Source organism: Bifidobacterium boum, assembly GCF_000741535.1.
Classification (GTDB): domain Bacteria; phylum Actinomycetota; class Actinomycetes; order Actinomycetales; family Bifidobacteriaceae; genus Bifidobacterium; species Bifidobacterium boum.
This window is the reverse complement of record NZ_JGYQ01000015.1, coordinates 178,619-199,905: the sequence shown is the minus strand read 5'-3', so window position 1 is coordinate 199,905 and position 21,287 is coordinate 178,619. Positions and strand designations below refer to the sequence as shown.

Genomic DNA, 21,287 nt, shown 5'->3' with positions numbered 1-21,287 from the left:
GGGCATGACGCCTTACCGTTCACGCAGGCCATGTCGGCCAGTCATACGACTTTCAGACCAACCAAAGAATCGAGAACAATATGATAGACGGATTCAAGAAATTCATTTCACGCGGCAACATGATCGATATGGCTGTCGGCGTGGTCATGGGCGCCGCGGTCACCGCCGTGGTGAACTCCATCGTCAAGAACCTCATCAACCCGCTCATCGCCATGATCTTCGGCAAACCGAATATGGACGGGCTGCTCGCTTTCACGTTCAACGGCGCGACCGTATCCTTCGGTGCGATTCTCGGCGAAGTGTTGAACTTCCTGGTCGTCGCCGCAGCCGTGTACTTCTGCATCCTCGTGCCAATCAACAAGCTGCGTGACATGTCCGAAGCGCTGATCGCCAAAGCCAAGGGCGAAGAGGACGCCAAGGTCGAGAAGGAACAGGAGGAGAAACTGAGCAACGACGAAGAGACCGTGCTGTTGCTGCGTGAAATCCGAGACCAGCTTGCCAAGCAGGGCGGCGGCAACGCCTCTGACACGCCATCCGACGTGCGCTGACCCCGAAATCCCGTCCTTCCCAAACCGGTTACGCCTGCGTGGCCATTCGCGTAGTTGGTTTGTGAAGGAAGAAGCGGAAATACAAGAACCCCCGGAACTCTGCTGATTGAAAGGTTCCGGGGGTTTGCTGTGGAGCTAGCCGGGTTCGAACCGGCGACCCTCTGCTTGCAAAGCAGATGCGCTACCAGCTGCGCTATAGCCCCGTGTGAAAAAAAGAGCGGCTCGCGAGCCGCTGAATTTTCCGACGTGGGCCCGGGAGGACTTGAACCTCCGACCTCATCCTTATCAGGGATGCGCTCTAACCACCTGAGCTACGGGCCCGATCCGCACGCTAAAAGCGCACAAGCAGATATAATACCACAGTGGCAGAAGCAGTCAACTTGCGTGTGTCCGGCGTGTTGCGTTTGCCGAGTTATCTGAGCCCATACAATCGTTCACCCGTTCCGACTACGCTGAACAACATGTGTGGACGATTCGCTGCGGAGCTTGACTACCCTGAAATCGCGCGGATGCTGCGCGCGCAACCGTCCGCCGGATTACCGGAGCGGTCATGGAATATCAACCCAACCCAGACCATCGCCATCGTCGGTCAGGACGCCCATGGTGTCAACCATCTTGCGCCAGCCTACTGGTCACTCATCCCGCCCACCGCGGAATCACAACAACTGCCCTACCCCACCTTCAACGCACGCATCGAATCCGCACTCAACCGGCCGACCTTCGCACAAGCAGCACAACACAACCGTGCCATCATCCCCGTCTCCGGCTACTACGAGTGGTCGGCAGACCGCAAGCCCTACTATTTCCACGCGAACGACAACCAGCCGTTGCTACTGCTCGGCCTGTACTCATGGTGGCTGCCCCGCAATCATGACAACGCCACATGGCTGCTTACCACGACCATCCTGACACGCGACTCGGTTGGTGTCGCCGCACACGTACATGACCGGATGCCAGTACTGTGCGACACAGACCATGCCCAGGAATGGCTTAATCGCAATATTCCTGGAGGCAAGCTGCTTTCCGCGGCATCCGCGCGTGGGGCGGAGCTGTCACAAGCGCGTCTGGCATGCCATCAAGTCGCGCCATTACGCGGGGACGGGCCGGAACTCACCGCACCGTATGATGAAATGACGCTGCGTTTGTGACATCCGCAACCACAATCCGCGGATAGCGCGGAACCCGACACCCGACCCAGCAGAAAGGACGCGCCGTGAGCACCCGACGCCGCGCATCAAGGCGCACCGCATCAACAACCACCATGCGTATCGGCGGCATGACCGTCACCGTCATCCGCAAGCCGATCCGCAACATGTACCTGCGCGTCCAACCGCCGAACGGCACCATCCAAGTCACCGCACCCATGCGCATACCCACGGAACGGATCGAAACATTCGTCGGCGAACGCGTGGCGTGGATTCACGCGCAACAGCGCACCATCCAGCGGATGCAGCACGACACTATGCGGCTGATGCGCGAAATGTCCGGCAATGGGCAGTCCGACAGGCAGAAATCCGGCGTTGATACAGCAAACCCGTCACACTCCGCCACCGGGGTCGCAGGGTGGACCGACGACATGCGGCAACAAGCCAAACAATCGCTGGAACGGCAGCTTCCGGCGCTCCTGGACCATTGGACACGCATCATCGGGCGCTCGCCGACGCGCATCACGTTCCGTATCATGCATTCGCGGTGGGGGTCATGCACCCCGGCGACAGGGCGGATCCGGCTCAACTTGCAGTTGGGGTTGATGGAGCCGCGATTCTTGGAATACGTGCTGGTCCACGAACTGACCCATTTGTGGGCGGGCGGCCATGGGTCCCGATTCCAACAGCTGATGGACCGGTTCTTGCCCGACTGGCGTACCCTGCGACGGGAACTCAACCGTTACGCCGTGCTGTGAGGGCCGGCGATTGACCTGAGATAGTCAGCGCGACTGGTCAGCGGGCCACGGCATCGCTGTCGTGTGATTCGTCGGTATTTGCTGGCTTCTTTCCATTGTCAGCGATATCCACATGATCAGGCGAGCCGCTTTTGCGGACTTCAACGGTTTCGATCCGCCGGCCGTCGACTTTCGTGACGACCATATCGTAGCCGTCATCGGAGTGCAGTACATCGCCTACAGCGCCCATTTTGCCGGTATGAGCGAGGAAATACCCGGCGACCGTCTCATACGGGCCGTCCTCGAGTTCGATGCCGGTCAGATCGGCGAAATCCTCGATCGTCATGCCGCCGTCGATGGTCGCCACGCCATTGACGAACGCGGTGTCCGGTGCGGTCTTGCCATCCTTGGTTTCCGGCAGATCGTATTCGTCGTGGATGTCGCCGACCAGCTCCTCGGTCATATCCTCAAGCGTCACAATGCCGTCCGTGCCGCCGTACTCGTCAATGACCACGGCGAGATGAATACCACTTTTGCGCAGTAGCTCAAGGCTGGGCAGCAGTTTCGACGTACCTGGCAGGGAAATGCCTTCGCGGGTGATATCCGCCACGGTTTTGGCGTTGGGGTCGCGCACGTCCAGGAGGTCGCGCACGTGTACGAAACCGAGCACGTCGTCGAAATCCTTGCCGGTGACCGGATACCGCGAATACGGCATCTCACGCACGTAGGCGGCGGCGTCCTCGATGGTCATATCGCCTTCAAGAAACACAACATCGGCGCGCGGCCGCATCACTTCGGCCACAATCGTTTCGGACGCGTCGAATACGTCGTCCAGAATGGTGCGTTCGTCCTTGCCAAGCCGCGTATTCGTGTTGACCAGCACACGCAGCTCCTCGTCGGAAACTTCGCTTTCCGTCTCATTCGGGTCGAAGCCGAGCAGACGGACCAGACCATTGGTGTTCTTGCCGATCAGCCAGATAATCGGCTTGCATACTTTCGCAAATACATCGATGGCGGGGACAACTGCGCGGGCGATCTGTTCGGTGCGTTGCATGGCGATACGTTTCGGCACCATCTCGGAAATGACGATCGAGCAGTATGAGATGATCAACGTCAGTACGATCGTGGTCAGTGGGCCGGCGATATGCTGCGGCACACCCCAACTGACCACCACGGGGACAATCATCGGGGATATCGCCGATTCGCCGAAAGAAGCCGAGAGGAAGCCGGATAGCGTGACGCCAAGCTGTACTGTGGACAGGAAGGTATTGGGGTCACGTGCGATACGCGCAACGCGTGCGCCGCGGGCATCCTCCTGCTCCATCTGATCGATCTGCGAACCGCGCAGACTCACCAGCGCCAGCTCTGTGCCGGAAAACACCGATCCGAGCACGAGAAACACAAAGATCAGCAGGACATTCAACCACAGTGACGACATGCCTTCCACTCTAGAAGAAGCGTCGGTCAAGCGGCGATCCTGCTGCGTGAGACGCTGACGAGTGGGAATGACGCGGCAATCCAGGCGGTCGGCGTGGAGTTTGAATCCGAAATCACGGGGTTCGCTAGAAGCTCAACACTTCCACCAGGCCGGTATCCATGCAGTAGCGTGCTCCGACAAGCATCAGGCGCTCATCCGCCAGGGCTTGTTGGATCGGCTGCGAACGATCGACCAGTTCCTCGATGGTGTGGGCGATATGTACGCGTTCGATATCCTCGTGATTGCGCAATTGCGCTTCATATGCTTGGAGAACGGATGGGCCGACTGACCGCACAATCGGGGAAGTCGCTTCGGCGACCAGATGTTCCAAGGATTCTTCCAGTTGATCTTGTGCGGTTTCGGCGGTTTGCGCGTCGTCTATCGCTTCGATTTCATCAATGACGGATGCCAGTGATTGTGCGGTTTCAGGCGAATCATCGCCGTGTCTTACACGCGACGCCAGCACTCCAAGCTGTGTCTCCGCCGCTTGGATGGCACCGCAGTGCTGATGCCCGAGAATGACCAGCAGACTGACATGCAGCTTGTCGACAGCGTATTCGAGCGAGGCGAGCACACTGTCATCGATGATCTGCCCTGCTGTCCGAACCGTGAACATATCGCCGAGACCGGCATCGAAGATGATTTCCGGCGGCACCCGGGAATCCGAACAAGACAGCACAGCCGCATCGGGACGCTGAGAATCAAGCAATGATTCACGGGTTTCACAATCCTGCCAGGCGTGTGTCATCTTGCCTTGAGCGAAACGCCGGTTACCGGCGAGCAGGCGGCTCCACGTCGACGTTGCGGTCGGTTCGTGCTGGACGTCATCATTGTGTGTCTGGTCTGCCATGGGGCCTCCTGCCTGTGATGTGCGTTGCCATCGTATCGCAGATTCGACGATGCCGTGGCTGAGCGGATTCTATGCGCCCAACCCATATGCATCCGGTGGGATGACGGCAACCGCCCAACCGGCAATCTCGCCAACCGGTTACGGTAGCGTGACTCCTGCCATCATCGGCTTGAAAGACGACAGTATCGCTGTGCGGCGCATGGATGTCAAGCACGACACAGTGTGATGATTGCCACAGCAGAAATCCGAGTTTTTCCATCGGTCATGGTCTAGCATGGGAGCCACGCGGGGCCGGAACCTCCGGGCCCGTACACAGGCGGGCCGTGCGCAAAGCCCGTCAGCATCGAACAACGAGACGACGAGGTGCACCATGACACTACTGCAACATGAACTGACCGACTTCACTGTCCAGGCGTTCCAGAACAACGATTTCCACGAAGTGACCAAGGCTGACGTGCTCGGCCACTGGTCCCTGTTCTTCTTCTATCCGGCTGATTTCACCTTCGTCTGCCCGACCGAGCTTGAAGATCTCGCGGACCACTACGAAGAGTTCAAGAAGATCGGCTGCGAAATCTACTCCGTCTCCCACGACACGCACTTCGTGCACAAGGCGTGGCATGACGCGAATGAGAAAATCGCAAAAATCCAATATCCGATGCTCGCCGACCCGACCGCACTGCTCGCCCGCGATCTCGACACCTACAATGAGGAACTCGGCCAGGCTGAGCGCGGCGACTTCATCATCAACCCGGAAGGCAAAGTCGTCGCTTACGAGGTGATCTCCTCCAACGTGGGCCGCAACGCCGAAGAGCTGCTGCGCCGCGTGCAGGCATCCCAGTTCGTCTACGAGCACGGCGATCAGGTGTGCCCCGCCAAGTGGGAACCGGGTGAGGACACCATCGCGCCGTCGCTTGACCTTGTCGGCCAGCTGTGACGGTCAGCTGATCAGCTGAAAGTCCCTACTCTGGGTGCCGTCGCCGGTCGCACCATCGCAACCAGTCAGGTTTGTGGCTGCGCCAGGCGGCGGCACCCGTCATATGAACCCGTAATCGGTACGATATGAGGAGCTGACAATGCAACAGCAAGATGATTTGTATGATGTCGTGGTCATCGGCGGCGGCCCTGCCGGTCTGACCGCAGGCCTGTATTTGGCGCGTGCGCGATATCGCGTCCTGATACTGGAAAAGGCGGATTTCGGCGGGCAGATCACCATCACATCCGAAGTGGTGAACTATCCGGGTGTCGAACGCACTGACGGACGCAAACTCACGGCGACCATGCGCAAGCAGGCGCAGAATTTCGGAGCAGAATTCAAAATCGCCGAAGCAACAGGATTGGACGTGGACGGTGACATCAAAATCGTCCACACCAATCGTGGGGATATCCGCTGTTTCGGCATCCTCATCGCGACCGGCGCTTCACCGCGCAAAATCGGTTTTACCGGCGAACAGGAGTACGCGGGTCGCGGTGTGGCGTATTGTGCCACGTGCGATGGCGAATTCTTCAATGGCCGTGAGGTCATCGTGGTCGGTGGCGGGTTCGCGGCGGCAGAAGAATCCGTATTCCTGACAAAATACGCCAGCAAAGTCACCATCCTCGTGCGTGAAGGCGATTTCACCTGTGACGCGGCTGTCGCAGCCGAAGCCAAGAACCACCCGAAGATCGAAGTGCGGTACCATACACAGCTCGAAGGGGTCGCCGCCGGTTCCGGTGGGCTGACCGAGGCGACGCTGCGCGATACGCAAACCGGCGAGACAACCGTATGGAAGCCTGCGGATGGTGGAACATTCGGCGTGTTCGTGTTCGCCGGCTATGTGCCGCAGACCGAGCTGGTTCGTGGTGTTGTGGAGCTTGATGATCACGGATATGTGGTCACGCACGGCTACTTGGAGACCTCGGTTCCTGGCGTGTATGCGGCGGGCGATCTGCGGGTCAAGAATTTGCGCCAAGTGGTCACGGCGACCGCCGATGGCGCAATCGCCGCGGTCGAACTGGAACGGTATGCGAAGCAACTGAGCGAGAAGACCGGACTGATGCCGCCGCGCCCGACGACATCCGCATACGAGCAGCAGGAAGAGAAAGCCGCGAAGGCCGCCAGCGCGTCGGGCACGTCCCCAGCTCCGGCGCCACAGCGCTCTGGCAGTGCCTCTTCCGCGTCGGGCGCCGGTAATCATGCGTTCTTCGACGATGCGATCCGCCAACAGCTTGCGGTCGTATTCTCCCGGATGGCACGTCCGCTGGTGTTGAAGCTCGAGCTCGATGATTCGCCGCTGTCCAAGGAATTGCAGGCGTTCATCGGTGAAATGGTGGCGTTGAGCGGCGGCAAACTGAGCACGGTGGTCGATACGGCTTCGGCCGACGCCGGTGAGACGTCACTCGATGACCCTCTGCCGGATGCGCGGCCGAACGTGCGGTTGTGCACGGTCGGAGCGAACGGCGAGCCGCAGGAAACCGGTATCGCCTTCCATGGTGTTCCAAGCGGGCATGAGTTCAACTCCTTCGTACTCGCCCTGTACAACGTGGCCGGTCCCGGGCAGGCGCTTGATCATGACACCGCTGAGCGGATTGCTTCCATCAGCAAGCCGGTTGATGTCATGCTGCTGGTTTCGCTCACCTGCACGATGTGCCCGGAAACCGTGCTCGCGACACAACGGATCGCCGCCGCGAACCCGAAGGTGCGGGCGGAAGCCTACGATATCGCGCACTTCCCCCAGCTCAAGGACAAGTTCAGCGTGATGAGCGTGCCGTGCATGGTTATCACCCGGCCCGGTGCGCAGCAGACCATCGAATTCGGCAAGAAATCGGTGCCGCAGATGCTTGATCTGCTGGGAGCCTGATTTCTTTCGTGCAGCTGTTGGGTTGGCATCGCACCCATCTGAATCGCGCCCGTCGTGTGGGTATCATCCCATACGACGGGCGCTTGCTTTTTCGGCAGTTGCTGATGGGGACGGGAGCGCGGGAGTTCTTCGCAGATTCACGAGGCGGTAGATAATCTCCCGGGAGATTACTCGCAAGAACGTGATTCGGCGATAATGCGCCAAGGAAAACGTTGAAATACCAACACGACCCGAATCAAGCCGATGGGAGATTATGGCCCGAATCGCACTTGTTGCGAGAAGTCCCGCGCATATGCGGGAGAACGCGCTGCCATCGACGAATTCATGCAAACTCCCGGCAGGTGGGGTGAACGATGACATTCCCGGGTAGTCCAATGCTGACGAGTGAAGTCATGTCGTCGTGGCATGTGATGAGTTGAGTATGTCATCGCATACAGTCGTAATCCGAAGACAAATCCAACCCTGTCGTATGCCACACGCTAATCACGTACAAACCGCCTGAAAACGCGGGAAGACCCCGCACCCATAGGATACGAGGCCTTCCCGCGTTTGCACTGGTCGGAAATTGAAATCAGCCCGTGTTCTGCAGGCCTGCAGCGACACCCGAAACGGTGCACAGGATAAGGTAGATGAACTCTGCCTGTTGGCTTTGGCTGAGTTCTTCCTTGTCCACCTTGCGACGCAGCGAACGCAACGCCAGCACCTGGGTGACAGACAACGCGTCCACATACGGGGAGCGGACCCTGATGGCCTGACCGAGCACATGACGATGTTGCAGCGGCCATGCGTCGCCGACGATGCGCAGCACCCACTTGCGGGTCAGACGCATCTCGTCGAGCACCTTGTCACGCAGATCGTCGCGGTCGCCGAGCGCCAGATACATCTTGGCGATACGCTCATCGGTCTTCGCAATCGACATTTCGATATTGTCGATGAACGTGGAGAACAGCGGCCATTCCTCATACGCCTTGCGCAGGGTATCGAGGTCGCCGAACTTCTCGCACGCCGTGCCCAGACCATACCATGCGGCCAGATTGATGCGCGCCTGCGACCATGCGAACACCCACGGGATGGTACGTAAATCGTCCAGCGACTTGGCGCCCAGGCCGCGCTTGGCAGGACGGGAGCCGATAGGCAGCAGACCGACCTCGGCGAGCGGGGTGACGGTCGAGAACCATTCGGCGAAGTCCGGCGTGTGCAACAGGTCGAGGAAGCGCTCGTGCGAAGTCTCGTTGAGCTCATCAGCCATCGACTTGTACTTCGCGGTCATCTCCGTGTTGATCTTGTCAATGCTCGGAGCGGACTGCAGAAGCGTTGCCGCGGCGACAGACTCGATGTGACGGATGCCAAGCACCGGGTTGCCGTACCGGGCGAAGATGACCTCGCCCTGCTCGGTGAGCTTGAAACGGCAATTGACCGAGCCGGCAGGCTGCGCGAGCACCGCGCGGTTCGCCGGGCCGCCGCCACGACCGACAGCGCCGCCACGACCGTGGAACAGCGTCAGATCGATATCGTGTTCCTTGGCCCACTTGGCGATACGGCCTTCAGTCTCATGCAGCGCGAGGATGGATGTGGTCGGGCCGGCGTCCTTGGAGGAATCCGAGTAGCCGAGCATGACCTCCATCTTGCCGCCGGTTGCCTTAAGACGTGCCTGTACTTCAGGAATCTTGATGATTTCATCGAGCACATCCACCGAGTTCTGCAGATCCTCAAGTTGTTCAAACAGCGGGATCACATCGATGGTCGGCACATCCTCCGGATGGGCGAAGGCGAGACGGTTCAGTTCGTACACGTCGCGCACGTTCTGAGCGGACTTCGTAAAGGAGATGATGTAACGGCGTGCGGCCTTGATGCCATTGCGCTTCTGGATGGCACCCAGAGCGCGGAAGGTGTCGAGCACCTCATGGGTCATCGGCTGCAATTCGCCGCGTTCGCCGTGCAAACCATGCTCGCGGATGTCCTCGAGCGCGCGCGAATGCACGACTGAATGCTGGCGGAACTCCATCTCCACCATGTGGAATCCGAAGGTTTGCGCCTGCCAGATAAGATCCTGCAGCGGGCCATACGCGGCGCGCGGGTCGCCTGCGGCGGCGAGGGAACGTTGCACGACCTGCAAATCTGCGATGAAATCGTCGCAAGACTTGTACATCAGATCGGCGTCACGCTCGATTGTGTAATGCAGACGGTCTGCCATCACCAGCATGACAGCGCGGTGCATCTCCTTGGTGGAGATCAACGCGGCCTTGGAAGTGAGCCGTTCGCTCATTTCCTTCTGGTGGTTCCACAGGTTCTTCAATTCGGCGCTCGGCGGCGTGGTTCCCGCTTCCATGGTGAGGTTGCGGCCGACAGTGCGGCAGGCTTCCTCGAGCGCGGCAATCACGTGATCGCTGAACTTGCGTGCGACTTGACGGCTGACCTTCGCGGTGACGTTCGGGTTGCCATCGCGGTCGGAACCGATCCAGCTGCCTGGATGGAAGAACGCTGGGCACACCGGCGGAACGAGTCCGGCCTTGTCGCCCAGGATCCAATCGTCGAAACGACGGTAGACGAGAGGAATCGTCTCGAACAGCGTGTTGTCGAAGATATCGAGGATAGTATCGGCTTCCTCGACAGGCGTCGGCTTCTTCAGTGCAATCGGCGAAGTGCGGAACAGCGCGTCGATCTCGTTGTACAGGCGACGGTAGCTTTCCTTCTTGTCGGAGCCGCCGAGCATCTTGCTGCTTTCCAGCAGCTGGGCGATGCGGCGGATCTTGCCTTCGACTGCCTTACGGCGGGCTTCGGTCGGGTGCGCGGTGAACACGGGGTGGAACTCAAGCTTGTTGAGCAGCTCCTTCGCCTTGGCCGGGCCCATTTCAACAATGAGCTTGTGATAGGCGTTGGTCATCTCGTTGACTGGATCGACCGCCTCGTCGCCGGCGACTGCGGCTTCACGCTGATGCAGTACGGATACGCGGTAGTTTTCCTCGCACAGGTTCGCCAGATGGAAGTAAGTGGTGAAAGCGCGGGCAAGCAGCTGCGCATCGTGCAGATTCATCGCATCGATGGTTTCAACTGCCTTGTCCAGTTCGCGTTGCCCCTCGCTCGGGTCCGTGTGAACACTGGTGAAATGCTCGGCACTCGCGTCGGCCACGTACTGGCGGACGATATCGAATGTTTCGAGCAGTTTGGGATCGAATTCGCCGAGCACTTCGCGCACGATCTGCAGGCACAGATCCATGTCGTGCTTCAGCGAATCAGGGAGAGCACGCTCTTCCGGGCCTTTGGTGCCCGTGCCGGACGTCACGATAGCGGCGTCGGCTGGCGTGATTTGCTGATTTTCTGTTGTCATTGAACCTCCTTTTCCAAACCTCCGGTTGTTCGGTCTGCCGGTCTTCCGTGGCTCCTCCACGGTTGTGGTGCCGGCCGTTGCGAACCCAAAGCCGTCGGTTCAGCGGTTGCAGTGGCATTATACGGCTGTGTTTTCGACGGGTATGTAACATGTCCGAAATGTATTGCTGCGGTGACCGTATGGTGGACATGTCATGAATCGGTGTGATATCAGGTTTTTTACGGGCTTGACTGCGGGTTTGCGCAGCGACGTTGACGCGTGGCAGGTACGGGGTACGGCTTGCGATAGTAATGGAATCGTGACTTCACAACAGCCTTCGCAACAGCAAGAACATCCACAAGCAACGCTACGGGATAGTGCACAGTCCAGCGGTATTGAAAATGCCGCGGCTGCGGTGAGGAAATACCATACGCACTCCATTCCGCTTGATATGGAGGATATCGAGCGTGATTGGGACAAGCCGATCACAGAAGCGGGGATCGCGGCGAAAGCCAGTGTGATCGTGCGTGTCGGCATGCTGGATTTGGGGGCGGGCACCGGAAGTTTCCGCGTTCGCGAAATGATGCATCGCATTGCATACCCGTTGGGCGTGCACGTGCGCGCCGACGTGAATCTTACCGATATCGAAGCCGCTTGCACGGACGGCCACGACCGGATCACCGAAGTGGTGGACCTGCCGACCACCGGCGTCAATACGGAACGTATCTGGCTGCTCGAGCATTTCGCCGACTGGTTCAACGTGAATCTCGGCACCGGATCCATGTATCACAGCCGCACCGAAGTATCTGAAGGGCTGATGCAGCATCTCGACCAGCGTGACGCCTCCCAGGTGTCCGCCGACCTGTCCAAGCAGCTACGCAAAGAAAGCAAAGAGCGTAAAGCTGAGCTTGAGGCACAAGAACAAGCGGCTGAAGCCGATGACGATCCCGTGCTTGACGCGCTGGAACAGGCGGAGCTCTCCCGTCCGGATACCGGGGACTCACAGACGGCGACACCGCTAGATATCCACGATGTCAATCGTGCGGAGCGTGCGGAGCGCGGTGCACAGGCGGCGCAAGAGGTGACAACGCGGCGAGGGCACTGTGAAGAAGCACGCGGGCGTCGTCGTATCCGTCGTCTCGAACGCATCCAGCGTCCACCGAAAGGCGAGTATGCGAACCATTTCGACCATGTCGGTCAGTCGCCTGACCGGCCTCGCGGGGTCACCGTGCGGCAGGCCCATGAGCGGCTCGATATGATTGAACGTCGCAAACCCCTGTATTCTCCGGCGTTCGCGGGGCTCGCCTCGGCGTGTGCGTGCGCGGCCTTCGTGTTTCTGCTCGGTGGCGGTCCATACGATATGATCGGCGCGTTCGTGGGGGCGGGGCTTGGCCATTGGCTGCGTCGACGCATGTTCGCTCACCATCTCAACCAGTTCTTCGTGACTTTCGTATGTGTGAGCGTCGCTGCGCTGGCATGCACGGGCATGCTGCGCCTGATCGGTTTGTTCGATCCTGTCGCTTTGCAACATGACACCGCGTATATCGGGGCGATGTTGTTCGTCATCCCTGGCTTCCCGATGATCACCGGCGGACTGGATATGGCGAAAATCGACTTCCCCTCAGGCATTCAACGGGTGGCGTATGTGCTGTGTATCGTGCTGATCGCCACGCTCGCCGGCTGGATGGTCGCTTCGATTGTGCATCTCAACCCGCAAGGATTCGAGCCGCTGGGACTTGATCCGGTGGTCAACTGTCTGCTGCGCATGGTGTTCGCATTCATCGGTGTGTGGGGCTTCTCGGTGATGTTCAACTCGCCGCAACGCATGTGCTTGGTCGCCGCCGTCATCGGCATGATCACTGACACCTTGCGTCTCGAAATCGTGGATATGGGCGTGCCTGCCGAGGCCGGGGCGTTCATCGGTGCGCTGCTCGCCGGCCTGCTGGCGTCAGCATGGCGCTCTTCGGTCCGGCGCGGGTTGCTGCCCCCGCATCTGGGATACCCTCGCATCTGCATGACCGTGCCGTCCATTGTGATCATGGTGCCCGGCATGTACATGTACCGCGCGATGTTCTATCTTGGCGCTTTCGACACGTTGCACGCGTTGGATTGGGCGTTCCGCGCGTTCATGGTGATCATCTGCCTGCCGATCGGCTTGGTGATGGCACGCGTACTCACCGATAAGAGTTGGCGATACGACGTGTGAGGCCCGCCGCTGAAGATTCAATCAGTGTTGGCAGAAGGTTGCCGGTATACCGTACGTGTTGTGGAATCCGTTCGGATATGCGTTGTCGTTGATGACTTCTGTGTTGACTATGCCCGGAAAAGAGAACCCCGGCGGTGGATGCCGCCGGGGAGGAGAGAAAGGAGAGAGAAGAAGAAAAGGGATTCAATTATCAGGAACCGGGTTCCCGATCAGCTATTTGCTGACATGTTCTATTAGAATCCACGATGCTGTGGGCATCTCGAAGTTTTCCTGAAAGAATCCTGCCAATTTCGTGCCACAATCATGCCGACAGGGCGACGCGACAGGCGATGGCCGCGCCGCCGCGTACACTGGCATACAGCATGAAAGGCCGCGCCCGTAAGCAGGCGGCCGACCGCAACCAGAGCAATAAGCAATAGTCTTGCCAAGGAGAATCCCAATGCTGCTGTCCGACCGTGACATCCTCGCCGCCCAGGCCGACGGTCATATTTCACTCGACCCGTGGACGCCCGAGATGGTGCAGCCCGCTTCCATCGACGTGCGTCTGGACCGTTTCTTCCGCCTGTTCAACAACCACGCCTACACGTACGTCGATCCGGCGGAAAACCAGGGCGCACTGACCGAACAGTTCGAAGTCCAGCCCGACGAGCCATGGATCCTTCACCCCGGCGAATTCGCGCTCGCCTCCACATGGGAGTACGTGAAACTCGACCCCACCATCGCGGCGCGCTTGGAAGGCAAGAGCTCACTGGGCCGTCTGGGTATCCTCACCCATTCCACCGCCGGCTTCATCGACCCGGGTTTCGAAGGGCATATCACGCTTGAACTGTCCAACGTCAGCACGCTGCCGGTCAAACTGTGGCCGGGCATGAAAATCGGCCAGATGTGCTTCTTCAAGCTGAGCTCCCCCGCTGAACACCCGTACGGGTCCAAGGGGACCGGCTCGCATTATCAAGGCCAACGCGGTCCGACCCCATCGCGCTCCTACATCAACTTCTATCGCGCAAAAGTCGACGACTAAACGCGACACTATCCCATCGTCCTTCACTATTCCTGACGTGTCGCTGGTTTTCCGGCGGCACGTTCGCATTTCCTGGACATTGCCGCATTCGTCGCCGCGCCCGCGACGCCCGTGACATGACGGCAATGCGTATGAAACGCCGCTCACCTAATACAGCAGTACAACTGCAGCAACCATGCCCATATTCGGGCAGCATCACCTGTCAAGGAGAATCCGCAATGACCTACGATTTCACTTCGATTATGGAACGGCACGGCAAGGATGCGCTCGCCGTCGACGGCTTGGGGTCCATGCCCGGGTTTGCGCCGGATCCGCCAAAACCGGGGTTTGATACCATCCCCATGTGGATCGCTGACATGAACTTCCCCACAGTCCCCACCATCCCGCAAGCGATTATCCAACGTGCGCAGCATCCGGCGTTCGGGTATTTCCAGATGAGCGACGACTATTTCAACGCCATCGCCGACTGGCAGCGTGACCGCAATGGCATCGCCGACGTGCCACGTGAAGCGATCGGCTACGAAAACGGCGTGCTTGGTGGCTTGATGTCCGCGGTGGCGGCGTTTGCGGCTCCGGGAGACAAGATTCTGCTGCACAGCCCCACTTACGTGGGGTTCACCATGACACTGGAAAACGCCGGATACGCTATCGAGCACAGCCCTCTCACACGTGACGAACAGGGCGTGTGGCGTATGGATTTCGACGATATGGATCGGCGCTTGAAGGAGAACCACATCCATGTGGCGGTGTTCTGCAGCCCGCACAATCCTTGCGGCCGCGTGTGGGAGCGTTGGGAGATCGAGCAGGCGATGGACGTGTTCCGCCGCAATGACTGCGTGGTGATTTCCGACGAAATCTGGTCGGATCTGGTGCTGGACGGCCGCCGGCATATTCCCACCCAATCGGTCGGTGAGGATGCAAAACGGCGGACGATCGCCTTGTACGCGCCGTGTAAGACGTTCAATGTGTCCGGTCTGGTCGGCGCCTACCACATCATCTATGACCGATATCTGCGTGACCGTGTTGAAGCGCAAGCGTCAAAATCGCATTACAACGAAGCCAACGTGCTCGCCATGCACACGCTGGTCGGCGCGTACACGCAGGAGGGACGCCAGTGGCTTGATGAACTGCTCGTGGTGTTGTCACGCAACGTGGAATTGATGTTCGACTACCTGTCATCGGTTGACGGCGTGGAAGTCGCCCGGCCGCAGGGCACGTACATGCTGTATTTGGATTGCTCGCGTTGGTGCCGGGAGCATGGTGTGAGCATCGGTGAACTTGAAAAGCGCGGCTGGGATGTGGGTGTCGCCTGGCAGGATGGCGTGATGTTCGATATGCCGGACACTATCCGGATGAATGTGGCGTTGCCGGAAAGCCGCGTGCGTGAGGCGATCGACCGGTTGCGTGAATACGTGTTCTGAGACTGCCGGTCGCGTGCGCTTGCGGCTAGCATGGGAGACATGGCAGACGTGAAGATGATGGGGCCGAATGAGTTGCGTGAATACGCGAAACGCGGCCAACGCGAACATGACGAGGCGAACAAGGAGCTTGAACGTCGCTGGCATTCCTATGACGGATTCCTGCCGGACGCCCCGTTCAAGTCGATTCTTGATGATGATGACAGTGAATGATTGAGCCCCTTTCGAAACAGATGGCCGGCGAGCGCCGCGGTCGCATGATGACGGCGTATCTGTCCGCGGTGTGACGGTTGCGTCGCACCGCAGGCGGATAGCGCTCGCCGGCTGGATGGTGTGTCTGTCTGTGCCGGGTCTTGCCGGGGACTGTCAGTGGTCCAGCTCGTCCGCATCCGCGTAGAACGCGAGAATCCGCTCAAGGTATGGTCCGAGGATATCGTTCGGCATGCTGAAGATTTCATGCAGGGAGGTGGGGATGCGCACGAGTTTCGCATCTCCCCCGGCGTTGATCACCCAGTGGATGAACCGGTTCTGCGCTTCGTTGAGCACCCATTGGTCGCGTCCCGCTTGGAAGAGGAGCAGCGGGGTGTCGATATTGGCGCATGCCCGTGGTTTCTGTACCGCGTGTGACAGTTGGAGTGACTGTCGTACCCAGGAGAAGGTCGCAGCATACGTTTGGTTGTGTACGTCGTTGACGCGTTGTTGCTGATACCAGCGTACGCGTGCCTCGCATGCCCCCGGATAATCGTTCATGTTGAGTTCCGGCGTGAACTCGCTTTGGCCGAATACGATGTGTTTGCCTTGCCCGCATGCGCACATCAGGCTTGAGACGAGATAGGCGATCCAGTTCGGCATGCCGGTTTGCGGGGCGATCATCGGGCTGGATAGGACGGCCCGGTCGAAGGTGTCGGGGTAGGTTTCCAGCAGGGATGCGCCGATACCGCCGCCCATCGAATGGCTGTACAGGAACAGGGGGCGTCCTCCAGCGTATTCGCGGCCGATGTTGAAGGCGAATTTGTTGAGGTCGGCGACATACCGGTGCCAGTCGTCGATCCAGACGAGGGACGGATTGTCCACGTCGCGTACGGAATGGCCGTGGCCGCGGTGTTCCAGGAAGCATACGGAATATCCGGCGAGCAGGAAATACCAGATGATTTCGCTGTATTTGGCTGCGAATTCGGTGAAACCGTGTGAGATGACGATGGCCCCGTTGAACATTGCCGTGGCGCCGTCGATGTTGAGTTTGTCGAATTCCCTGGCGTCATAGCATACGTAATGCAGTTTGCCTTCCGTTGCCGGCTGGTCGAGCCCGGGGGCTTGCGCGGGATCCATCCATCCTTCGGTGCTGCAGCGTTTCAGTGCGGGCAGGACCACAGTGTCCATTTGCGCCTGATAGTGGCTCTCGTCGATCAGCGGAATAGTCATGGCATCTACTGTAGTCGAAACGGTTTGCTGGAGTATTGGTCATCCAAGCTGCGAATGGCCAATACTCCAGTGTGTTTCGATGCGCCGAATCCGTATGCCGGTTATGCTCGCGGTGCGATGCCCAGTGCTTGGATCAGGAAGTCGCGTTGCAGGATGAGCAGATTGCGTGCGACTGTCGGGTCGTTGGTCATATGGGTGATACCGGTGAGTGGCAGGAAGGTGTGCGGCTTGCCTGCGGCCATCAAGGCTTGTGACAGGCGCAGCGAGTTGGCGATGCTCACATTGTCGTCCGCGAACCCGTGGATCAGCATGAGCGGCCGGCTCAACTGTGGCGCGTCCTCGATAATGCTGTTGGCACGGTAGGTTTCCGGGTCGAGACCAAGGTAGCGTTCGGTGTAGTGCGTGTCGTACAAGGTCCAATCGGTGGGCGGCGCGCCCGCACATGCCGCTTGAACCGTTTCTGGTGCGTCAAGCACCGCCAGTGCGGACAAGAACCCGCCGTACGACCAGCCGATCATCGCCACGCGGTCGGTATCCGCTTCGGGCGCCGCCTCCTGTAAGGCGTGCACAGCCTCGACCTGATCATCCAGCGTGACTTGTTTCATGGCGTGGAAAATCTCACGATCCCAGCGCGGGCCACGGCCGGTGGTGCCGCGGCCGTCAGCGGTGACCACCAGGAAACCTTGATCCGCCCACCATTGCGCATCCCAATACGCGGCTTGACTGAGCGTGACCTCCTGATGGCCTGGCCCCCCGTACGGCTTGAGCAGTACCGGCAGGCGCTGCGCGCTCGCATACGGGCTGTTGACTCTCGGGCGGGTGATGGCGGTGTACAGCCGGTGTCCGCCCAGTCTGACAAACCGCGTGTTCGGCGTAAAACCGGGTGTCGCCGCATGATTGGCGAGTTCGGCGCGCAAATGATAGTCAAGGGAAGGGAACCGGTCTGCGGTCGCCGGATCGCCATCCGTATCGAGAGCGACCAGGTGAACCATTCGCGATTGCGCGTGATCCATATCCCTGCCGGAGACGACGATTCCCCGGCCATTGCGCGTGGCGGTCCACACGCCGGCAGACAGCGTGATCGGCGTGATCGAACCGTCATAGCCCAAGCGCACCACGTCGAAACTGCGGGCGTCGTGACGATCCGCCTGATCCGCCCACGCATCCGGAAGCTCAACGGCCTGCGGATTGTCGGGTGTGCGCTGCACGACGGCGAGCACATCCTCATCGCCGACATCCAACACGGTGCGCACCTGCCAGCCGACAGGAGTGAACGCCTTGCCATTGACGGTGAGACGGTTGGTGTCGGCGTCCATATCGTTGAGTGCGCACACCAGGCGTCCGTCCGGGGTGAATGACGGCGTGCCGGCAATCAAATCAAGCCATTGGGGGTTCGTATGCTCTTCGAGCACGGTGGTTGTACCATTGCGTTCGACTTGGAGCACCTGATCATGGTTTTGCAAACGATTCTGCACGAGCAATAGCGGACGATGGCCCGCCGTCCATCGCAGGGCGGCGAGATACTCGTATGTTGCGCGGTCCCAAGCGATACGGCGGGCGTCCATGCCGCAATACCGGCCATGCTCGTCGAATTCAAGATCGACCAGCGTGAGGAATACTTCGGCGTTGCGGGTCAATGCCTGCGGGTAGTGGCGTGCGGTCGCGTCGCGGTCGGGGTTCGCAGGGTCGCTGATATGCCAGACCGGTTCCGCGGAGCTGTCGAAGGTTTCGAAGATGACAGACCGTGAATCAGGCGACCACCAGAACCCGTCATACCGGTCCATTTCCTCACCTGCCGCGAATTCCGCAAGCCCGATGGTCCACGCGCGTCCTGCCGGGTCGGTGCCGTCGTCGTGAACGCCCCAGATGGCGCGGATGGTGTCATGCGACGGCGTATCGGTGTCAGATTCATCAGCCTGAGGCCAGTCGGCGATATCCACCATGACCAGATGCCCGCCCGTGGTATACAGCACGTGGCGGCCATCAGGGGAAATACGCGGGTTCAGGACCGGCAACAGGTCATCGTGGTCGACGGCAGGCGTGAAATCGGCGGCTTCATCATCCTCATCCGCGCAAGTATGACCGGCGGCGTGCGCGTGGAGACGCTCAGCCGTCTCGGTGCCGCTCGTGCCGATAGACGCCGGGGACAGCGTGTCGACGGCAAGCTGGCGTGTGCGCGCCCCACGGCCGTCCGCGTCAATCTGGGTGAGGAATAATTGGTTGTTGATGGTGAATACCACGCGATCGCCGGCAGCATCAACCGAATACGCCACGATGCCTTGCCCGCCTTCGCGTGCGCGCTCGCGGCGTGCCCGCTCCTCAGCTGGAACCTCCTCGGCGTCGGCGTCGGGGAGCAGCTTACGCGGGTCGGCAAGCAGAACCTCATCGTGAGTACCGCAATCAACGTCGAAGGTGCTCAGCCACAGGGCGGTCACCGTGTCTTCCGGACCGTCGGAACGTAGGAACAGTGCCCGCGATCCGTCGCCGATAACGGTCGCCGATCGTGGCGCCCCGCACGTAAAACGCAGCGTCCGGGCCTTACGCTCGGGGAAACACTCAATGGCGGATGCGGTATCGCCATCGGCGGAACCGATGGTATGCGTATCAAGTTCACTCATGCTTTCAGCCTACTCCGGTAGGGAGTTGCGAGGCTGACAGGCAGGCAGCAGGTAACGGACCCGGCCTCCATGCCATGCGTTTCCCGGCCTGATTGTGCTGGTGTGGAATCGATACCGTGGGATGGAATCGGGAACAGCGACACCGCGAGATGAAGGATCGGCGGAATCATGCGGTTTTGCGGAAGGACTCACAATCGCTGCACGCTTGACGGTGCCGGTATCCTTTCCACACCATGCAAGTCGTGCCGCAATCCGCGCCGCACGGAACGGCCCGCAGAATCTGCATCCGAAGCCATCTCTCCCCCAACCGCCGCATTTTCCGATGATTTTGTGGGCGACATCACCATCCACGCACCACGGAATGAAGAAATTGCAAGTATTGCCGCACGATTTTGGACGAAGTGACGACACAGCGTAGGATGGACGAGGATATAGAAAGGGATCACTATGAGCGTTCTCGACCGTTTTGAGAAGAGCGTGGAAGGCGCCGTCAACGGTGTGTTTTCGAAGTTCGGGCCGAAAGACCTGCAACCCGTTGACCTGTCAAGCGCCCTCGAACGTGCAATCGACTCCGAAGCTATGCCGGTCGGCCGCGATCGCACGGTGGCCCCCAACGAGTACCGGTTCAAGCTGAGCACACCCGATTTCGACCGCATCGAACAGTGGGGCAGCGAGGCGCTCGCCAACGAGCTGGCCGATAATCTCACCCAGTACGCCAAAAGCCAGCATTACGCTTTCGTCGGTCCGGTCGTGGTGATTTTCGAGGAAGACCTTGACTTGAGCAAAGGCGATTTCAAGCTGACCTCGGAATCCGTGCAAGGCAACGCAGTCCCGGTCACCACCGACAACCAGTCACAAGACAGTCCGATGCTGGAAATCAACGGCAGCCAGTACCTGCTGACCAAACCGAAGACGGTAATCGGCCGCGGTTCAGGCTGCGATATCGTCATCGACGACCCCGGCATCTCCCGCAAGCATTTGGAAATCGACATCACTGATAACGGCGTGATCGCGCGCGATCTCGGCTCGACGAACGGTACGTTCGTCGAAGGTCATCAGGTTCCTGCGGCCACGTTGCTTGACGGCAACACCATTACCATCGGCCGCACCCGTATCCTGTATTGGGCTTCGTCACAGGATCAGGACTGACCCGGCCTGAGAGCGAGTTTTCGTCATGCCCACCGAACTTACCTTTGCAATCCTCAAATACGGGTATCTCATCCTGCTGTGGGTGTTTCTTTGGCTTGTCGTGCGTTCGTTGCGTCGGGATATTGAGACATTCAGCCCGCGTAAGTCACTGTCCAGCAGGCGTCGGGACCGTAAGGCCCGTAAGGCCGCCAAAACAGCGACCCCCGCACCTGCCGCCGTCAGACAGTCGTCGCCGGTCCGCCGCCAGTCGGTCCAGCCGTCGCTGTTGGTGGTGATTGACGGCCCGTTGGCCGGCAGCTCAGTACCGCTCGGCAACGCGCCGATCACGCTTGGCCGCGCTGCATCCAACACGGTGGTGCTTGACGATGAGTTCGTCTCATCACATCATGCCCGCGTCTATCCGGATCCGTCTTCCGGTTCGTGGATCATCGAGGATTTGGGATCCACGAACGGCACTGTCGTCAACCAGCGCCGCATCAGCGTGCCTACTGTGCTGGCCGCGCGCGTTCCCGTCCGTATCGGTGCCACCACGTTTGAGCTGAGGTGATGCCG

16 protein-coding genes and 2 tRNA genes are annotated in these 21,287 nt (G+C 59.7%); 11 read left to right on the top strand and 7 right to left on the bottom strand.

Annotation, left to right across the window (positions count from 1 at the left end):
- The first annotated feature begins 80 nt into the window (after window positions 1-80).
- Complete coding sequence (mscL, locus tag BBOU_RS05625) at window positions 81-548, top strand: large conductance mechanosensitive channel protein MscL (protein WP_026503022.1); 468 nt, start codon at window positions 81-83, stop codon at window positions 546-548.
- A gap of 130 nt (window positions 549-678) precedes the next feature.
- On the opposite strand, the gene BBOU_RS05620 is transcribed toward mscL, so the two are convergent.
- A tRNA-Ala gene (locus tag BBOU_RS05620) sits at window positions 679-751 on the bottom strand.
- A gap of 44 nt (window positions 752-795) precedes the next feature.
- Window positions 796-869 (bottom strand) — tRNA-Ile (locus BBOU_RS05615).
- Window positions 870-910: 41 nt separating this feature from the next.
- Here BBOU_RS05615 and BBOU_RS05610 point away from each other — a divergent pair.
- Complete coding sequence (locus BBOU_RS05610; RefSeq protein WP_238552077.1) at window positions 911-1,696, top strand: SOS response-associated peptidase; 786 nt, start codon at window positions 911-913, stop codon at window positions 1,694-1,696.
- Window positions 1,697-1,761: 65 nt separating this feature from the next.
- Entirely contained in the window at window positions 1,762-2,451 is a 690-nt protein-coding gene (locus BBOU_RS05605) for a M48 family metallopeptidase (RefSeq protein ID WP_420885352.1), read from the top strand.
- A gap of 37 nt (window positions 2,452-2,488) precedes the next feature.
- Here the strand turns inward: BBOU_RS05605 and BBOU_RS05600 are convergent, their stop codons facing one another.
- Complete coding sequence (locus tag BBOU_RS05600) at window positions 2,489-3,868, bottom strand: hemolysin family protein (protein ID WP_026503025.1); 1,380 nt, start codon at window positions 3,866-3,868, stop codon at window positions 2,489-2,491.
- A gap of 124 nt (window positions 3,869-3,992) precedes the next feature.
- Window positions 3,993-4,757, bottom strand: a complete 765-nt coding sequence (locus BBOU_RS05595) for a carbonic anhydrase (protein ID WP_026503026.1) — start codon at window positions 4,755-4,757, stop codon at window positions 3,993-3,995.
- Between the two features lie 370 nt (window positions 4,758-5,127).
- On the opposite strand from BBOU_RS05595, the gene ahpC reads away from it, so the two are divergent.
- Entirely contained in the window at window positions 5,128-5,691 is a 564-nt protein-coding gene (ahpC, locus tag BBOU_RS05590; protein WP_026503028.1) for an alkyl hydroperoxide reductase subunit C, read from the top strand.
- A 139-nt stretch (window positions 5,692-5,830) separates the two neighbouring features.
- Window positions 5,831-7,594: an FAD-dependent oxidoreductase gene (locus tag BBOU_RS05585; RefSeq protein WP_026503029.1), complete on the top strand. Its 1,764-nt coding sequence runs from the start codon at window positions 5,831-5,833 to the stop codon at window positions 7,592-7,594.
- A gap of 571 nt (window positions 7,595-8,165) precedes the next feature.
- Here BBOU_RS05585 and BBOU_RS05580 read toward each other — a convergent pair.
- Window positions 8,166-10,922, bottom strand: a complete 2,757-nt coding sequence (locus BBOU_RS05580; RefSeq protein ID WP_033490218.1) for a phosphoenolpyruvate carboxylase — start codon at window positions 10,920-10,922, stop codon at window positions 8,166-8,168.
- Between the two features lie 430 nt (window positions 10,923-11,352).
- Between BBOU_RS05580 and BBOU_RS05575 the strand changes: the two genes are divergently transcribed.
- The 4 genes from BBOU_RS05575 to BBOU_RS05560 all read left to right on the top strand — a co-directional run bounded on the left by BBOU_RS05575 (window position 11,353) and on the right by BBOU_RS05560 (window position 15,759).
- Window positions 11,353-13,107: a threonine/serine exporter family protein gene (locus BBOU_RS05575; RefSeq protein ID WP_238552090.1), complete on the top strand. Its 1,755-nt coding sequence runs from the start codon at window positions 11,353-11,355 to the stop codon at window positions 13,105-13,107.
- 439 nt (window positions 13,108-13,546) lie between these two features.
- Complete coding sequence (gene dcd, locus BBOU_RS05570) at window positions 13,547-14,128, top strand: dCTP deaminase (RefSeq protein ID WP_026503032.1); 582 nt, start codon at window positions 13,547-13,549, stop codon at window positions 14,126-14,128.
- Window positions 14,129-14,346: 218 nt separating this feature from the next.
- Window positions 14,347-15,549, top strand: a complete 1,203-nt coding sequence (locus tag BBOU_RS05565) for a MalY/PatB family protein (protein ID WP_026503033.1) — start codon at window positions 14,347-14,349, stop codon at window positions 15,547-15,549.
- 39 nt (window positions 15,550-15,588) lie between these two features.
- Window positions 15,589-15,759 carry a hypothetical protein gene (locus tag BBOU_RS05560; RefSeq protein ID WP_235342102.1) on the top strand — a complete coding sequence of 57 codons (171 nt, stop codon included), beginning with the start codon at window positions 15,589-15,591 and terminating at the stop codon, window positions 15,757-15,759.
- Between the two features lie 153 nt (window positions 15,760-15,912).
- Here the strand turns inward: BBOU_RS05560 and BBOU_RS05555 are convergent, their stop codons facing one another.
- Both BBOU_RS05555 and BBOU_RS05550 read right to left on the bottom strand, forming a co-directional pair.
- Complete coding sequence (locus BBOU_RS05555; RefSeq protein WP_026503035.1) at window positions 15,913-16,968, bottom strand: alpha/beta fold hydrolase; 1,056 nt, start codon at window positions 16,966-16,968, stop codon at window positions 15,913-15,915.
- 101 nt (window positions 16,969-17,069) lie between these two features.
- Window positions 17,070-19,586, bottom strand: a complete 2,517-nt coding sequence (locus tag BBOU_RS05550; RefSeq protein WP_051616793.1) for a S9 family peptidase — start codon at window positions 19,584-19,586, stop codon at window positions 17,070-17,072.
- Between the two features lie 447 nt (window positions 19,587-20,033).
- On the opposite strand from BBOU_RS05550, the gene BBOU_RS05545 reads away from it, so the two are divergent.
- Together BBOU_RS05545 and BBOU_RS05540 are read left to right on the top strand one after the other, a co-directional pair.
- Window positions 20,034-20,735, top strand: a complete 702-nt coding sequence (locus tag BBOU_RS05545) for an FHA domain-containing protein (protein WP_026503037.1) — start codon at window positions 20,034-20,036, stop codon at window positions 20,733-20,735.
- Between the two features lie 25 nt (window positions 20,736-20,760).
- Window positions 20,761-21,282 carry an FHA domain-containing protein FhaB/FipA gene (locus BBOU_RS05540; protein WP_026503038.1) on the top strand — a complete coding sequence of 174 codons (522 nt, stop codon included), beginning with the start codon at window positions 20,761-20,763 and terminating at the stop codon, window positions 21,280-21,282.
- The last annotated feature ends 5 nt before the right edge of the window (window positions 21,283-21,287 follow it).

Bases quoted from the DNA above. Each gene is read 5' to 3' on its own strand.
- BBOU_RS05565 (WP_026503033.1), top strand. From the start codon at position 14,347: ATGACCTACGATTTCACTTCGATTATGGAACGGCACGGCAAGGATGCG.
- BBOU_RS05595 (WP_026503026.1), bottom strand. From the start codon at position 4,757: ATGGCAGACCAGACACACAATGATGACGTCCAGCACGAACCGACCGCA.
- BBOU_RS05580 (WP_033490218.1), bottom strand. From the start codon at position 10,922: ATGACAACAGAAAATCAGCAAATCACGCCAGCCGACGCCGCTATCGTG.
- BBOU_RS05545 (WP_026503037.1), top strand. From the start codon at position 20,034: ATGAGCGTTCTCGACCGTTTTGAGAAGAGCGTGGAAGGCGCCGTCAAC.
- BBOU_RS05550 (WP_051616793.1), bottom strand. From the start codon at position 19,586: ATGAGTGAACTTGATACGCATACCATCGGTTCCGCCGATGGCGATACC.
- BBOU_RS05560 (WP_235342102.1), top strand. From the start codon at position 15,589: ATGGCAGACGTGAAGATGATGGGGCCGAATGAGTTGCGTGAATACGCG.
- BBOU_RS05540 (WP_026503038.1), top strand. From the start codon at position 20,761: ATGCCCACCGAACTTACCTTTGCAATCCTCAAATACGGGTATCTCATC.
- mscL (WP_026503022.1), top strand. From the start codon at position 81: ATGATAGACGGATTCAAGAAATTCATTTCACGCGGCAACATGATCGAT.
- dcd (WP_026503032.1), top strand. From the start codon at position 13,547: ATGCTGCTGTCCGACCGTGACATCCTCGCCGCCCAGGCCGACGGTCAT.
- BBOU_RS05585 (WP_026503029.1), top strand. From the start codon at position 5,831: ATGCAACAGCAAGATGATTTGTATGATGTCGTGGTCATCGGCGGCGGC.
- ahpC (WP_026503028.1), top strand. From the start codon at position 5,128: ATGACACTACTGCAACATGAACTGACCGACTTCACTGTCCAGGCGTTC.
- BBOU_RS05575 (WP_238552090.1), top strand. From the start codon at position 11,353: ATGGAGGATATCGAGCGTGATTGGGACAAGCCGATCACAGAAGCGGGG.
- BBOU_RS05600 (WP_026503025.1), bottom strand. From the start codon at position 3,868: ATGTCGTCACTGTGGTTGAATGTCCTGCTGATCTTTGTGTTTCTCGTG.
- BBOU_RS05555 (WP_026503035.1), bottom strand. From the start codon at position 16,968: ATGACTATTCCGCTGATCGACGAGAGCCACTATCAGGCGCAAATGGAC.